Genomic DNA, 13,125 nt, shown 5'->3' on the forward strand with positions numbered 1-13,125 from the left:
GCCCTGACGAGAACCGCTGGCACGGGCTGCCCGGCAAGCACCGCGGCGGAAGCGCGCAGCCAAGCCCACAGCCCAGGCCCGCAGCGCAAGTGCGCAGCCCAGGCGTACGCAGGGGTCCCCGCTGGGGGTCCCCCTAGTTTTCAGGCTGCCAGACGGCACCGACGGAATCCGGCCGGTGCGCGCGGCCTGTGGATAACTGCGTGGGCCGTTGATGACTGCGCGGCTGGTGGGTGCCCTAGGCCGGGTCCGTGGCCGGTTCGCCCGGGGCGCTGGGTGTCGGGTCTTGGAGGGGGTCTGCGGTGGTGTCCTCGTCGCGGCGGGTCTTCGGCTGGTGTTCGACGCGCGTTGTGCCCTCGGGGCGGCGCCACGGCAGCTCAGGGAACGACGCCAGCTCGACGTGCGTCGTGCAGCCCGCGAGTTCGGGGTACGCGCCGGCGAGTACGGCGGCACGGATGCGCTGCACCTGGCCGACCGTGGGCAGCTCCCCCACCAGCAGGAACGGCAGCAGCAGCCGCCATGCCTCGACCACGGCGGCACGGCGTCGGTGTGGTGCGCGCAGGGTTGCCCGGGCCACTCGCAGCGCGTGCTCGTCGGCGGTCATGGACGTGGGGGTTCCGGCGTGGTCCCACGACCAGCGCAGGCCGTCGGTCATGGCGCACCTGACGCAGTCCACCGGTCCGGTGCCCAGTTCTTCGCCGCACTGTGAGCACGCGAGCAGCGACATCGCCCAGTCGGTGCAGGTCCACGGGTGCAGTCCGACCTCGTCGGCGAGCACGAGTTCGGCCAGCTCACGTTCCCCCGCGCCGCCTTCGGCGAGCTGTTCGGCGGCCAGCAGCTCCTGCCAGTCCAGCAGCCAGTACTGGTCCACCAGTTCGGCGCAGTACCGGCACTCGGGGTAGCCGCGGCCCGCGAGGTCGCCGCACGACGGGCACGGCGAGACCGCGGCGGGGCGTGCCACGCGCCGGGCGCCGGGCGGGAACGGCTGGTGATCAGCCACGCGGTGAAAGGTACGCGCAAACGGTGGCGCTTGGCATCCGCACCTTGGCATCGGCACCGGGCCGTGGCTATGGTCGGGTGGACAACTCAACACACGCGGGAGCTCGCGCCACAGCGGGCTGAGAGGGCGGCTGGGGCTGTGGGCTCCGGTGCCGCCGACCGCCTGAACCTGACCGGGTAATGCCGGCGTAGGGAGGAATGTCGTGACGGCACTTGACGACCGTTCGGTCAAGCCCAGTGTCACCACCGGGCCGATCTCCGGCTCGCACAAGGTCTACCGAGAGGTGGACGGGGACGTGCGGGTGCCCTTTCGCAGGGTGGAGCTGACCAACGGCGATCACGTCGATCTGTACGACACTTCCGGTCCGTATACCGACGACGACGTGACCATTGACGTCCACAGTGGACTTCCCGCACTGCGTGCGGGCTGGGTCTCCGACCGCGAGCCGGTGAACGGCGCGGTGACCCAGTTGGCGTACGCCAAGGCGGGGATCGTCACGCCGGAGATGAGGTTCATCGCGGCCCGCGAGAACATGAGCGCCGAGTTCGTCCGCGAGGAGGTGGCGATCGGGCGGGCGGTGATCCCGCTCAACCGCAACCACCCCGAGGCCGAGCCGATGATCATCGGCAAGAAGTTCCTGGTCAAGATCAACGCCAACATCGGCAACTCGGCCGTGACCTCCTCGATCGAGGAGGAGGTGGAGAAGATGGTGTGGGCGTCGCGGTGGGGCGCTGACACCATCATGGACCTTTCGACCGGCAAGCGGATCCACGAGACCCGCGAGTGGATCATGCGGAACTCGCCGGTGCCGATCGGGACGGTGCCGATCTACCAGGCGTTGGAGAAGGTGGACGGTGATCCGGCGAAGCTGTCGTGGGAGGTCTACCGCGACACGGTGATCGAGCAGGCCGAGCAGGGCGTCGACTACATGACGGTGCACGCGGGCGTGCTGCTGCGGTACGTGCCGCTGACGGCTCGCCGGGTGACGGGCATCGTCTCGCGCGGCGGGTCGATCATGGCCGCGTGGTGTCTGGCGCATCACCGGGAGAGCTTCCTCTACACGCACTTCGAGGAGCTGTGCGAGATCCTGCGGGCCTATGACGTGACGTTCTCGCTGGGTGACGGGCTGCGACCGGGGTCGATCGCGGACGCCAACGACGAGGCGCAGTTCGCCGAGCTGCGGACGCTGGGCGAGTTGACGCACATCGCGCGGGCGCACGACGTGCAGGTGATGATCGAGGGTCCGGGTCACGTGCCGATGCACAAGATCGCGGAGAACGTGCGGTTGGAGGAGGAGTGGTGCGGTGAGGCGCCGTTCTACACCCTCGGGCCGCTGGCCACGGACATCGCGCCCGCGTACGACCACATCACGTCGGCGATCGGGGCGGCGCAGATCGGGTGGCTGGGCACGGCGATGCTCTGCTACGTCACGCCGAAGGAGCACCTGGGCCTGCCGAACCGGGACGACGTGAAGACCGGTGTGATCACGTACAAGATCGCGGCGCACAGCGCTGACCTGGCCAAGGGCCACCCGGGGGTGCAGGACTGGGACGACGCGCTGTCGAAGGCGCGGTTCGAGTTCCGGTGGGAGGACCAGTTCAACCTGTCGCTGGACCCGGACACCGCGCGGTCGTTCCACGACGAGACGCTGCCCGCGTCACCGGCGAAGACTGCGCACTTCTGCTCGATGTGCGGGCCCAAGTTCTGCTCGATGAAGATCACCCAGGACGTGCGGCGGTACGCGGAGGAGCGCGGTCTGTCCACTGTGGAGGCGATCGAGGCGGGCATGTCGGAGAAGTCGCACGAGTTCACCGACCACGGCAACAAGGTCTACCTGCCGGTGGTCGACTGATGGAGGTCGACTGATGGCGGCCACGCCACCGAGGGTCCTCACCATCGCCGGATCGGATTCCGGCGGTGGTGCGGGCCTGCAGGCCGACCTGCGGACGTTGTTCGCGTGCGGTGTGCACGGGATGACGGCGGTCACGGCGGTGACCGTGCAGAACTCGCTGGGTGTCACCGGGTACACCGAGATCCCGCCGGAGGTGGTGGCGGCGCAGATCGAGGCGGTGGCCACCGACATCGGCGTGGACGCGGCGAAGACGGGCATGCTGGCGTCGGCGGCGATCATCGAGGCGGTCGCGTCGGCGGTGGACCGGGTGCACGTCGGCCCGTTCGTGGTGGATCCGGTGGCCGCGTCGATGCACGGGCACCAGCTGCTGGCCGATGACGCGCTGGACGCGTTGCGGTCGTTGCTGTTCCCTCGGGCGACGCTGGTCACGCCGAACCTGGACGAGGTGCAGCTGCTCACCGGTATCGAGGTGCGCAGCCGTGCCGACCAGCGCAAAGCCGCCGAGGCGCTGCACGCGATGGGTCCGGAGTGGGTGCTGGTGAAGGGCGGGCACCTGTGGGACGACCCGGAGTGCCTGGACGTGCTGTACGACGGCGCGGAGTTCATCGACCTGCTCGGGCCGCGTTACGACGTCAGGCACACCCACGGCAGTGGCGACACGCTCGCGTCCGCGATCGCCTCGCAGCTGGCACGGGGTGCGGACGTGCCGACGGCGGTGCGGTTCGGCAAGGAGTTCATCGTCCGTTCGGTGGCCGCCGCTTATCCGTTGGGCGGCGGTGTCGGTCCGGTGTCGCCGTTGTGGCGGTTGGAGGGCTAGCTTCGAGGGGGTGGAGGTCGATCTGACCGGTGCCCCGGAGACCATGCTGGCCACGCTGTACGCGCGGGCGCTCGACGCCCGCGCGCAGCGTCCGATCCTCGGTGACACGGCTGCTCTCGATGCCGTCTCCCGCATTTCGTACGACTTCCGCCGCACCGGCATCAACGCGTCCACGGCGGCGGGTGTCGCGATGCGCGCGAAGCTGTTGGACGACTGGACCGCCGAGTTCCTGGCGCGGCACCGGTCGGCGACCGTGCTGCACCTGGCGTGCGGGCTGGACACGCGGGCGCAGCGGATGGCGTTCGGGCCCCGTGTGCGGTGGGTGGACGTGGACTTCCCGGCGGTCGCCACGCTGCGCGAACAGCTGCTGGACGTGCCCGGTGGCGACTACCGGCTGGTGCACGCGTCCGTCACGGCCGACGGGTGGTGGGACGAGGTTCCGGCGGACCGGCCGGTGGTCGCCGTGTTCGAGGGCCTGACCATGTACTTGACCGAGGACGAGGTCAGGGGCCTGGTGCGGCGGATCACCGGCCGGTTCCCGAGCGGTGAGCTGCTGTTCGACGTGTACGGGCCGATGGGGATCCGGATGCAGAAGCTCGTGCCGGCGCTGCGGAACGCGCACGCGAGGCTGTACTGGGGGCTGAGCGACCCGGCCGTCGTCGAGGCCTGGGCCGACGGGCTGACCTGCGTGGACGCGGTGCGGAGCGTGGAGTTGCCGGAGATCGCCGCCGAGCCGCTGCCGTCGCGGGTCGCGATGCGGGTGATGGCCCGGTTGCCGGGGATCAAGGACGTGGGGCGGATCCTGCGGTACCGGTTCTAAGCAACCTCTAAGCGTGCTCTGAGCCACCCGTTCGGAACTCGGGTGTCTTGTAAAGCATGAGCGCACTTGCGAGCGCACAACAGGACGCGTACATCGCCGAACTGGTGTTGAGCCGGCCCGGGGCCGGCGCGGCGATGTTCGCCGGGTCGGTGCTGCTGGGCGTGGTCGGGTTCGTGGTGGCACGGTGGCGTGGCCGGCCGGCGGTCCCCGCCGTGCTGGCCGGGTTCGGGCTGGCGCTGGCGTTGGCGTTGGCGTTGGCGGTGACCCTGGCCAGACCGGGCGGGTCGCTCGTCACGACCGACTCGATCGGCATGTGCCTGCAGAACGAGTTCTCGCTCACCGGGTCGCCGGCCCGGCTGAACCTGGTGATGATGGCGCCGTTCGCGTTCTCCGCCACCTTCGCCTCCCGGCGTCCGTTCACGGTGTTCGCCGTGTCGGCGGCGTTCAGCGGCGTGGTCGAGTTGGTGCAGGCCGCGACCGGGGTGGGGTCTGCGAGGCGCAGGACTTCCTGAACAACACCGTCGGCGCGTTCGGGGTCGTTCTGCTGGCGTGGCTGCTCATCGCCCTCGCAGACGCGACCCGCGGTCAGGGTGATCAAGGCGGCCGGACGTCCGGGAACCCGCCATCGCCGGATGAACGCTTCGCGGACGCCCGCGCCCACGGCTGAACGCTCCGGAGTCCCGCGCCCACGGCTGAACGCTTCGCAGGCGTCCCCGCCGGGGGGACCCCTGCTTTTACCCTGCCAGAGGGGTCCGACAATTCCGGGCCCCGGACGGCGGGTCAGGTGGTCTCGCCGACCAGTTCCTCCAACGCGGGCAGGGCGTTGACCAGGGCGTCGCGGTGTTCCGGGGACAGCTCCTCGATGCGCCGCTGCAACTCGCGCACCCGCGCGGACCGGACGCCGGACACCATCGTCACGCCCTCCGGTGTCGGCGTGGCCAGCCAGGCGCGGCCGTCCTGCGGGTCGGGTTCGCGTCGCACGTACCCGGCCTCCACCAGGGCCGCGACGATCCGCGACAGGGTCGGCGGGGCGACGCCCTCCTTGGCGGCGAGGTCGCCCAACCGCATCGGCCCGCACCGCGCCAGCGTGGCCAGCGCGGACACCGCGCCCGGTCCGAGACCGGGTGACCCGGTGCGGCGCAGCAGCCGGGATAGCCTGCCGATCGCGAGGTACAGCCGGGCAGTGGCGTCCTCGACCTGGTCGGCCGTCACGGCACTCCTCCTCGGGCAGACGGACACGGGCGAGCGTCCATCATGCCGTGCCCCGCAATCACCCCACTGCCGGACTCGACGCGTGCGCCCAGAACCGCTTCGGGATGCGTCCCGCGAGCCGCGCCAACCGGCCCGCCTCCACCCCGGCGCGCATGGCCGCCGCCATCCGCTCGGGGTCCTGCGCCCTGGTCACGGCGGTCGCCAGCAGCACGGCCGAACAGCCCAGCTCCATCGCCAACGCCGCGTCCGACGCCGTGCCGACGCCCGCGTCGAGGATCACCGGCACCGACGCCCGCGACACGATCAGCTCGATGTTGTGCGGGTTCCGGATGCCCAGGCCGGTCCCGATGGGCGAACCCAGCGGCATCACGGCGGCGCAGCCGATCCGCTCCAGCCGCAGCGCCAGCACCGGGTCGTCGGAGGTGTAGGGCAGCACCACGAACCCGTCGTCGACCAGCATCTCCGCCGCGTCCAACAACTCCACCGGGTCGGGCAGCAACGTCTGGTCGTCCGCGACGACCTCCAGCTTCACCCAGTTCGTGTCCAACGCCTCCCGCGCCAGCCGCGCGGTCAGCACGGCTTCGGCGGCGGTGCGGCAGCCGGCGGTGTTGGGCAGCGCGGAGATGCCGAGCCTTCCCAGGAGGTCGAGCACGCCGCCGCCGGACGCGTCCAGGCGGCGCATCGCGACCGTCGTCAACTCCGTGCCGGACGCGACCAGGGCGCGTTCCAGCACCGACAGGTTCGCCGCGCCGCCCGTGCCCATGACCAGGCGCGAGCCGAACTCCCGTCCGGCGATCACCAAGGGGTCGTCCACGTCAGCCTCCCTGCACGGCGGTCAGCACCTCGACCGCGGCCCCTTCGGGCACCACGGTCGTCCCCCACGCCGCGCGCGGCACGACTTCGCCGTCCACCGCGACCGCGACGCCGCTCGGCGGTGCGTCGAGCAGTGCGAGCACGGCGGCGACGGTCGAGCCGTCCGCCAGTTCCCGCTCCAGACCGTTGACCTTCGCCTTCACCGACTGTTTCCTCCCTCGCGGAGCAGGGTGAGCACCCGCCGCGCCGTGACGGGCGCGAGCAGCAGACCGTTGCGGTGGTGGCCGGTGGCGGCCAGCACACCGGGTTCGAGCCAGTCGATCACGGGCGCGTTGTCCGGGCTGCCCGCGCGGAACCCGGCGGCGGCCTCGACCAGCGCGTACTCGGCGATACCGGGCCACACCACCTCGGCGTCGCGCAGCAGGTCCCGCACACCGCCGACGGTCACGTCACCGTCGAACCCGGCCTCGTACTGGGTCGCGCCGAGCACGAACCCGCCCTCACGCGGCACCAGGTAGACCGGCCGCCCGGACACCTGGGCGCGGATCGTGTGCCGGGGCGGCGGCAACGCGCCTGGTCTCGCCGCCAGCCGCAGGATCTCGCCCTTCACCGGCCGGATCACGCCGCGCAGCAACGGGTGCAGGTCGCGGCTCCACGCGCCGGCCGCGATCACCACCACGTCCGACACGGCCGCGGACTCCGTCGCGAACGCCACCCCACTCGCCACGCACGCCTCGCGCAACGCGCCCAGCAACGTCCGGTTGTCCACGGCCAGGTCACCCGGCACCGACAGTCCACTCCGGACAGACCCGAGACCGGGTTCCAGCGCGCGCAGCTCACGCCCGGTCAGCCGGGACGCCGACCGCCCCATCGTGGCCAGGTAGGCGCACAGCTGGTCCAGCACCTCGACGTCCGCCCGGTCGACGGCCACCGCCAACGTCCCCACCGGGCTCAACTCCACGCCCAGCTCACGGGCGAACTCCGGCCACAGCCCCAGGGATTCGACACCGAGGGTCAGCACGTCCTCGTCACCCGGCCACGCCTCGGTGATCGGCGCGAGCATCCCGCCCGCCACCCACGAACCACCGTGCGGTGAACCGTGGTCGACCACCTCGACCGCGAAACCGGCGCGCGCGGCGTACCAGGCCACGGACAGGCCGATGACGCCGCCACCGAGGACGGTCACTCGCATTGCCAAGGCACTCACGCTCCCTGCGCCGGCATGACCCGGATCAGGTTCGACGGTCGGAGCGAACCACGCTCCCTCTCAGCCCGGTCTTTCCAGGCTCCCGTGCGGACCATCTCCACCGTAGCGCACGAATCGGCCCGGCGGTTACCGTGCGGGCCGTGCCAGGACTCGACGGAACGCAGATCAGGCGGCGGCTCGCCGACGCGCGGCTCTACCTCTGCACGCCCACCCGCCCCGACCTCGCGGAGTTCGCGGACGCCGCACTCGCGGGCGGCGTGGACATCGTGCAGTTGCGTGACAAGGGCCTCGAAGCCAAGCAGGAGATCGCCGCGCTGGAAGTGCTCGCCGAGGCGTGCGCGCGGCACGGTGCGCTGCTGGCGGTGAACGACCGGGCGGACGTGGCGCTCGCCGTGGACGCCGACGTGCTGCACCTCGGGCAGGACGACCTGCCGGTGCCACACGCCCGCCGCATCCTCGGCGACGACGTGGTGATCGGCCGGTCCACGCACGACGTCGCCCAGGCGCGGGCGGCGGCGGTCGAGCCGGGCGTGGACTACTTCTGCACCGGCCCGTGCTGGCCCACGCCGACCAAGCCGGGACGTCCCGCGCCGGGCCTGGACCTGGTCCGCGCCACCGCCGGCACGACCGACCGGCCGTGGTTCGCGATCGGCGGCATCGACCGGGACCGGCTGCCGGAGGTGCTGGCCGCGGGCGCGGACCGGGTGGTCGTCGTGCGCGCCGTCACGGAGGCGTCGGACCCGCGTGAGGCCGCGGCCTGGCTGAAAGGCCAGCTGAGCGGCGTGCGGTCCGCAGTGTGATGCCCCTGATCCGCGTGACGCCGACGCCGACGCCGACGCCGACGCGAAAGGGGAGCACCCTCTGGGCCGAGGAGCCGGCCCAGAGGGTGTTCTCGAAGCGGTGCGCGGTCCGCAGGGTGGACGACCGCGCGCCTGGAGCCGCGATCAGCCGCGGGTCAGGCTCAACCCGTAGGCGCGACGACCAGCTTGCCGGTCGACCCGTTGATCCAGGAACCCGCGTACGCGCTGCCGACCGCGGACTTCGCGGCGGACTCAACCTCACCCGACCGGGCGTCACTCGCCAGACGGGCGGTGACCTGCTCGGCGTTCAGGCCCAGGTCACGTTGCGCCGCTTGGGGCAACTCGGCCGGGTAGCTCTCCGTATCGGCCGGGCTTGCCGCATAGGGGGCGGCGGTGTCCGCCGTGGCCGGTACGCTGAGAGCTGTAGCCGTGCCACTGGCCAGCAGGACAGCCGTGGCAAGGCGGGCCGCACTCGTGCGGCCATTAGGCGTCTCCCTCATCTTCGGGTGCAGGGAACCCGAGAGCCTGGTTGCAGGGACCGCTCTCGGGGGCCCTAGGGGGACGGGTGGTGGGGCGGCGGCAGGGGTCGCCCCACCCCTTTACTTCTCGCCCGGGTGGTCGCTCGGGTCTCCGAGGCCGTGGTCGTACACGGCAAGGGCAGGGCTCGCGGCTCGCGCATGGCCCTCCTCCCCGGTCTCTACTGACCAGTACTCCTGGCACTACCGGCCAGTACTCGCCCGTTCGAGCGACGTTATGACCCTGTTACCTATGACGGTTCAGGTCATCCGGGGGCAAAGTGTGTCATGTACCACGCCTATATGACTGCGCTGCGTAGCGTTTGACTGTTAACTCTCACCCAAGGTAGTGAGCCGATCACCGATTCGGGCGGATTTGCCAGAAGTAAGGGATCCGGCGTCAAACGGCCCCGGACGTGTGAATTGTCCTGCCCCGGCAGTGTGAAACCGGAGGAGTTCCGGTAACGGGCCGTGTAGGCACCACGCCGCCGCGCGGGCGAGGATCGTCGGCATGGGACTCGTCACCATCTCCGATATCGAAGCCGCCGCCGACCTCATCAAGGACGCGGCGGTCCGCACACCGCTGCTGCGGTTCGACGACGGCCTGTGGCTCAAGCCGGAGAGCCTGCAGCCGGTCGGCGCGTTCAAGATCCGCGGCGCCTACAACGCGCTGGCGCGGCTGCCTCAGGACGTGCGGGCGCGCGGCGTCGTCGCCTACTCCAGCGGCAACCACGCGCAGGCCGTCGCGTACGCGGCGAAGCTGTTCGGCGTGCCCGCGGTGATCGTCGTGCCGGACGACACGCCGCAGGTCAAGGTGGTCGCGACCCGCTCGCACGGCGCCGAGGTGATCCAGGTGCCGATGGCGCAACGGGAATCGCTGGCCGCCGAGCTGGTGGTGCAGCGCGGGGCGACGCTGATCCCGCCGTTCGACCACCCCGACGTCATCGCCGGTCAGGGCACCATCGGGCTGGAGGTGGTGGCCGACCTGCCGGACGTGGCCACGGTGCTGGTGCCGGTCAGCGGCGGCGGGCTGATCTCCGGGGTGGCGACGGCGGTGAAGGCGCTCAGCCCGTCGACCCGGGTCGTCGGGGTGGAGCCGGAGCTGGCGGGCGACGCGGCCGAGTCGCTGCGGGCCGGGACGCTGATCCGGTGGCCGGCCGAGGAGCGGGCCCGGACCGTCGCCGACGGGCTGCGGGCCGAGCCGTCCGAGCTGACGTTCGAGCACATGCGGGCCTACGTGGACGACATCGTGACGGTGTCCGAGGAGGAGATCGGCGCGGCGGTCGGCCGGCTGGCCCGGCAGGCGCGGCTGGTGGTGGAGCCCAGCGGCGCGGTCACCGTCGCCGCCTACCTCGCGCGGCCGTCGGAGCGCACCGCCTTGGGCAGGACCGTCGCCGTGCTGTCCGGCGGGAACGTCGACCCGGAGGTGTTCGCCCGGTTCCTCTAGGTCCGCATGTGCGTGGGCGGCGCGTCGACACCGCAGCTGTGGCACTCGGGAGCGGGCGGGGTGGCCTCGAAGACGCGGTTGTCGGTGCCGATGGCCAGCAGGCCGCCGATGATCGACGCCACCGCGCACACCAGCAGCGCGGTCTGCCAGCCGGCGGTGAGCGCGGTCGGGTCGGCGTACTGGGCGCCGGTCAGGCCCGCCACGGCGGGCAGCACGGCCACCGCGACCAGGCTGCCGGTGCGGGCGACGGCGTTGTTCACGCCCGACGCGACACCCGCGTACCGGTCCGGGGCGGCGGCCAGCACGGTCGCCGTCACCGGCGCCACCACCGCCGCCAGGCCGAGGCCGAACACGAGCAGGCCGGGCAGGACGCCGGTCCAGTAGCCGGCGCCCGGCTGGACCCACCGCAGCATCAGCATGCCGATCCCGATCAGGACCGGCCCTCCGACGAGTTGGGCACGGGGGCCGATCTTCTGGGCGAGATTCCCGGAGCGTGCGGACAGCACCAGCAGGATGATCGTGATGGGCACGCCGGCCAGGCCGGCGGCGGTCGGCGAGTAGTTCAGCGACACCTGCAGTTGCAGCACCATGAGCACCATCACGCCGCCCAGTGCCGCGTAGACGAGGAACGTCAGGGCGTTGGCCAGGACGAACGTGCGGTTGGCGAACAGCTGGGGCGGCACGAGCGGGTCGCGGCCCCGGCGTTGCATGACGACGAACGCGACCAAGCCGACCACACCGACCACGGCCGCCGTCACGACCAGCGGGTCGGCGCCCCGGCCCGGCGCCTCCACCAGCGCGCCGGTGATGCCCGCCAGCCCCAGTGCCCCGACGACCGACTCGGTGATGTTGGGGTGGCCGGTGAGTTCTTCGTCACGCGACTCGGGCACGTGGCGGCGGGCCAGCCACACGCACACCGCCGCGACCGGCAGGTTGATCAGGAACGCCAGCCGCCACGACCAGGCCTGCACCAGCAGCCCGCCGAGCAGCGGCCCGACCGCCGTGGCCACGCCGGACAGGCCGGACCAGGCGCCGATCGCGCGGCCCCGGTCGGCTTTGACGAACACCGACTGGAGGATGGCCAACGAGCCGGGCGTGAGCAGCGCGCCCCCGATGCCTTGCAGGACACGTGCGCCGACCAGCAGTTCCGTTGTCGGCGCCAAGCCGCAGAGCAGCGACGCCGCGCCGAACCAGATGACACCGAAGGTGAAGACGCGGCGGCGGCCGTAGCGGTCGCCCAACGAGCCCGCGATCAGGATCAGCGAGGCGAGGGCCAGCAGGTAGCCGTCGAGGATCCACTGGAGACCCGCGACGGACGCTTCGAGTTCGGCGCCGATGCGCGGCAGGGCGACGTTGACGATCGTGCTGTCCAACATCGCCATGCCCGACCCGAGGATTGTCGTCGCGAGAACAGCCTTGGCCCGCCCAGTCCCCCACACCACCGTGTCCGCCACCCGGCCATTCTGCGCCCCGAGTTATCCACAAGGTCTGGCGGAGCGCTCGAAACCGTCGGCCCCGGCCGGCAGGATCAAAGCAGGGGTCCCCTTGGCGGGGACCCCTGCGAAGCATGACGGGCGGTGTCGCGGCCGGGTGCGGGCCGCTGGTGTGGGCTGCCCGGCGCGGATTGCCCGGCGCGGACAGCCCGATGCCGACTGCCCGGCGCGGGCTGACGGCGGGGACTGCTCGGCGTCGACTGCTCGGTGCCGGTTAGCCGGCGGGTCGGTTCAGGGTGGCCACGAACTTGTAGCGGTCGCCCCGGTACACCGAGCGGACCCACTCGACCGGGTTGCCCTCCGTGTCGAACGAGTGCCGTGACAGCAGCAGCATGGGCAGTCCGATGTCGGCGCCCAACAGCTCAGCCTCCTCCGGTGAGGCCAGGGCCGTCTCGATCGTCTCCTCGGCGTGTCCCATCTCGACGGCGAACCGTTCCCGCAGCACCTGGTACAGCGATGCCCCCGGCGCGAGGTAGCGCCGCAGACCGCGGAACCGGCCCAAGGCCAGGTGTGTGGTCTCGATCGCCATCGGCTCGCCGTCGGCCAGGCGCAGCCGGTGCAGTCGGAGCACTTTCGCGCCCGCCCGCACGCCCAGCAGCCTGGCCAACTCGGCCTCCGCGGGCATCTCCGACGCCTCGATCAACCGCGACGACGGCTGCCGTCCCTGGGCCTTCATGTCCTCTGTGTACGAGGACAGCTGAAGCCGTTGCGCCACCTTGGGTTCCGCGGCGAACGTGCCCTTGCCCTGCACGCGCAGCAGCCGACCCTCGACCGTCAGCTCGGCAAGCGCTTGCCGAACCGTGGTCCGCGACACGTCGAACTCCGCGGCCAGTGATCGCTCCGTCGGAATCGGCGACCCGGGCGGCAACGCGCGCAGGAGGTCGAGCAGATGCCGCTTGAGTCCCCAGTACTTCGGCTCGCGCTGAGCGCGAGTCCTGGCGTCCACGCCAGTCGCAGGGCTCGTTTCGAGCATGCCTTCCTCCTCGACCTTGCCGGCGCTCCCAGACACAGGATGCCTTGTCCTCGTCGGATCGTGCGCCCGAACCCCCGACAAGGGCCGAGAAATTGATCCGATGACTTTGCAACGGTCCAGCAACAGCCTTGACATGCCTAGTGGCGAGGCACACTCTAGGCCGCATTGGTCTACACCAC

The 13,125-nt window shown here is 71.5% G+C and carries 14 protein-coding genes and 2 riboswitches; of the genes, 6 read left to right on the forward strand and 8 right to left on the reverse strand.

What is annotated here, in order from left to right; translation table 11 throughout:
* Positions 1-235 precede the first annotated feature (235 nt).
* Positions 236-997 carry a hypothetical protein gene (locus tag ALI22I_RS36690; RefSeq protein ID WP_179118488.1) on the reverse strand — a complete coding sequence of 254 codons (762 nt, stop codon included), beginning with the start codon at positions 995-997 and terminating at the stop codon, positions 236-238.
* Between the two features lie 85 nt (positions 998-1,082).
* Positions 1,083-1,209: riboswitch (TPP riboswitch) on the forward strand.
* On the opposite strand from ALI22I_RS36690, the gene thiC reads away from it, so the two are divergent.
* The 4 genes from thiC (at position 1,200) to ALI22I_RS36710 (ending at position 4,998) form a co-directional block, all read left to right on the forward strand.
* Positions 1,200-2,849 (forward strand): phosphomethylpyrimidine synthase ThiC, encoded by a 1,650-nt coding sequence (gene thiC, locus ALI22I_RS36695; RefSeq protein WP_077010207.1) that lies wholly within the window; start codon positions 1,200-1,202, stop codon positions 2,847-2,849. Its footprint overlaps the riboswitch before it by 10 nt.
* A 13-nt stretch (positions 2,850-2,862) precedes the next feature.
* Positions 2,863-3,666: a bifunctional hydroxymethylpyrimidine kinase/phosphomethylpyrimidine kinase gene (gene thiD, locus ALI22I_RS36700; RefSeq protein WP_077010208.1), complete on the forward strand. Its 804-nt coding sequence runs from the start codon at positions 2,863-2,865 to the stop codon at positions 3,664-3,666.
* Positions 3,667-3,676: 10 nt separating this feature from the next.
* Positions 3,677-4,486 carry a class I SAM-dependent methyltransferase gene (locus ALI22I_RS36705; protein ID WP_077010209.1) on the forward strand — a complete coding sequence of 270 codons (810 nt, stop codon included), beginning with the start codon at positions 3,677-3,679 and terminating at the stop codon, positions 4,484-4,486.
* Positions 4,487-4,542: 56 nt separating this feature from the next.
* Complete coding sequence (locus ALI22I_RS36710) at positions 4,543-4,998, forward strand: VanZ family protein (protein ID WP_077010210.1); 456 nt, start codon at positions 4,543-4,545, stop codon at positions 4,996-4,998.
* A gap of 268 nt (positions 4,999-5,266) precedes the next feature.
* On the opposite strand, the gene ALI22I_RS36715 is transcribed toward ALI22I_RS36710, so the two are convergent.
* Genes ALI22I_RS36715 through thiO form a run of 4 tightly spaced genes read right to left on the reverse strand, consistent with a single transcriptional unit; the run spans position 5,267 to position 7,703 of the window.
* On the reverse strand, positions 5,267-5,698 hold the full coding sequence (locus tag ALI22I_RS36715) for a MarR family winged helix-turn-helix transcriptional regulator (protein ID WP_077010211.1): 432 nt from the start codon (positions 5,696-5,698) through the stop codon (positions 5,267-5,269).
* Positions 5,699-5,756: 58 nt separating this feature from the next.
* Complete coding sequence (locus ALI22I_RS36720; protein ID WP_077010212.1) at positions 5,757-6,512, reverse strand: thiazole synthase; 756 nt, start codon at positions 6,510-6,512, stop codon at positions 5,757-5,759.
* A 1-nt stretch (position 6,513) separates the two neighbouring features.
* Complete coding sequence (gene thiS, locus ALI22I_RS36725; RefSeq protein WP_077010213.1) at positions 6,514-6,714, reverse strand: sulfur carrier protein ThiS; 201 nt, start codon at positions 6,712-6,714, stop codon at positions 6,514-6,516.
* Entirely contained in the window at positions 6,711-7,703 is a 993-nt protein-coding gene (thiO, locus tag ALI22I_RS36730) for a glycine oxidase ThiO (protein ID WP_077010214.1), read from the reverse strand. Before thiO ends, thiS begins: the two co-directional genes overlap by 4 nt.
* Positions 7,704-7,814: riboswitch (TPP riboswitch) on the reverse strand.
* Positions 7,815-7,858: 44 nt separating this feature from the next.
* Between thiO and thiE the strand changes: the two genes are divergently transcribed.
* Positions 7,859-8,518, forward strand: coding sequence for a thiamine phosphate synthase (gene thiE, locus ALI22I_RS36735; RefSeq protein ID WP_077011103.1), 660 nt, complete (start codon positions 7,859-7,861; stop codon positions 8,516-8,518).
* Between the two features lie 161 nt (positions 8,519-8,679).
* On the opposite strand, the gene ALI22I_RS49920 is transcribed toward thiE, so the two are convergent.
* Positions 8,680-9,018, reverse strand: a complete 339-nt coding sequence (locus ALI22I_RS49920; protein ID WP_143532635.1) for a hypothetical protein — start codon at positions 9,016-9,018, stop codon at positions 8,680-8,682.
* Between the two features lie 526 nt (positions 9,019-9,544).
* Between ALI22I_RS49920 and ALI22I_RS36745 the strand changes: the two genes are divergently transcribed.
* Complete coding sequence (locus ALI22I_RS36745) at positions 9,545-10,480, forward strand: threonine ammonia-lyase (protein WP_077010216.1); 936 nt, start codon at positions 9,545-9,547, stop codon at positions 10,478-10,480.
* Here ALI22I_RS36745 and ALI22I_RS36750 read toward each other — a convergent pair.
* The gene (locus tag ALI22I_RS36750; protein WP_443217016.1) at positions 10,477-11,862 is read right to left on the reverse strand and encodes an MFS transporter; all 1,386 of its coding nucleotides are present in this window, start codon (positions 11,860-11,862) and stop codon (positions 10,477-10,479) included. The two genes, ALI22I_RS36745 and ALI22I_RS36750, sit on opposite strands and share 4 nt — an antisense overlap.
* A gap of 325 nt (positions 11,863-12,187) precedes the next feature.
* On the reverse strand, positions 12,188-12,946 hold the full coding sequence (locus ALI22I_RS36755) for a GntR family transcriptional regulator (RefSeq protein ID WP_077011104.1): 759 nt from the start codon (positions 12,944-12,946) through the stop codon (positions 12,188-12,190).
* Positions 12,947-13,125: the final 179 nt, after the last annotated feature.

Origin of the sequence: Saccharothrix sp. ALI-22-I (genome assembly GCF_001984175.1) — a bacterium.
Taxonomy (GTDB): domain Bacteria; phylum Actinomycetota; class Actinomycetes; order Mycobacteriales; family Pseudonocardiaceae; genus Actinosynnema.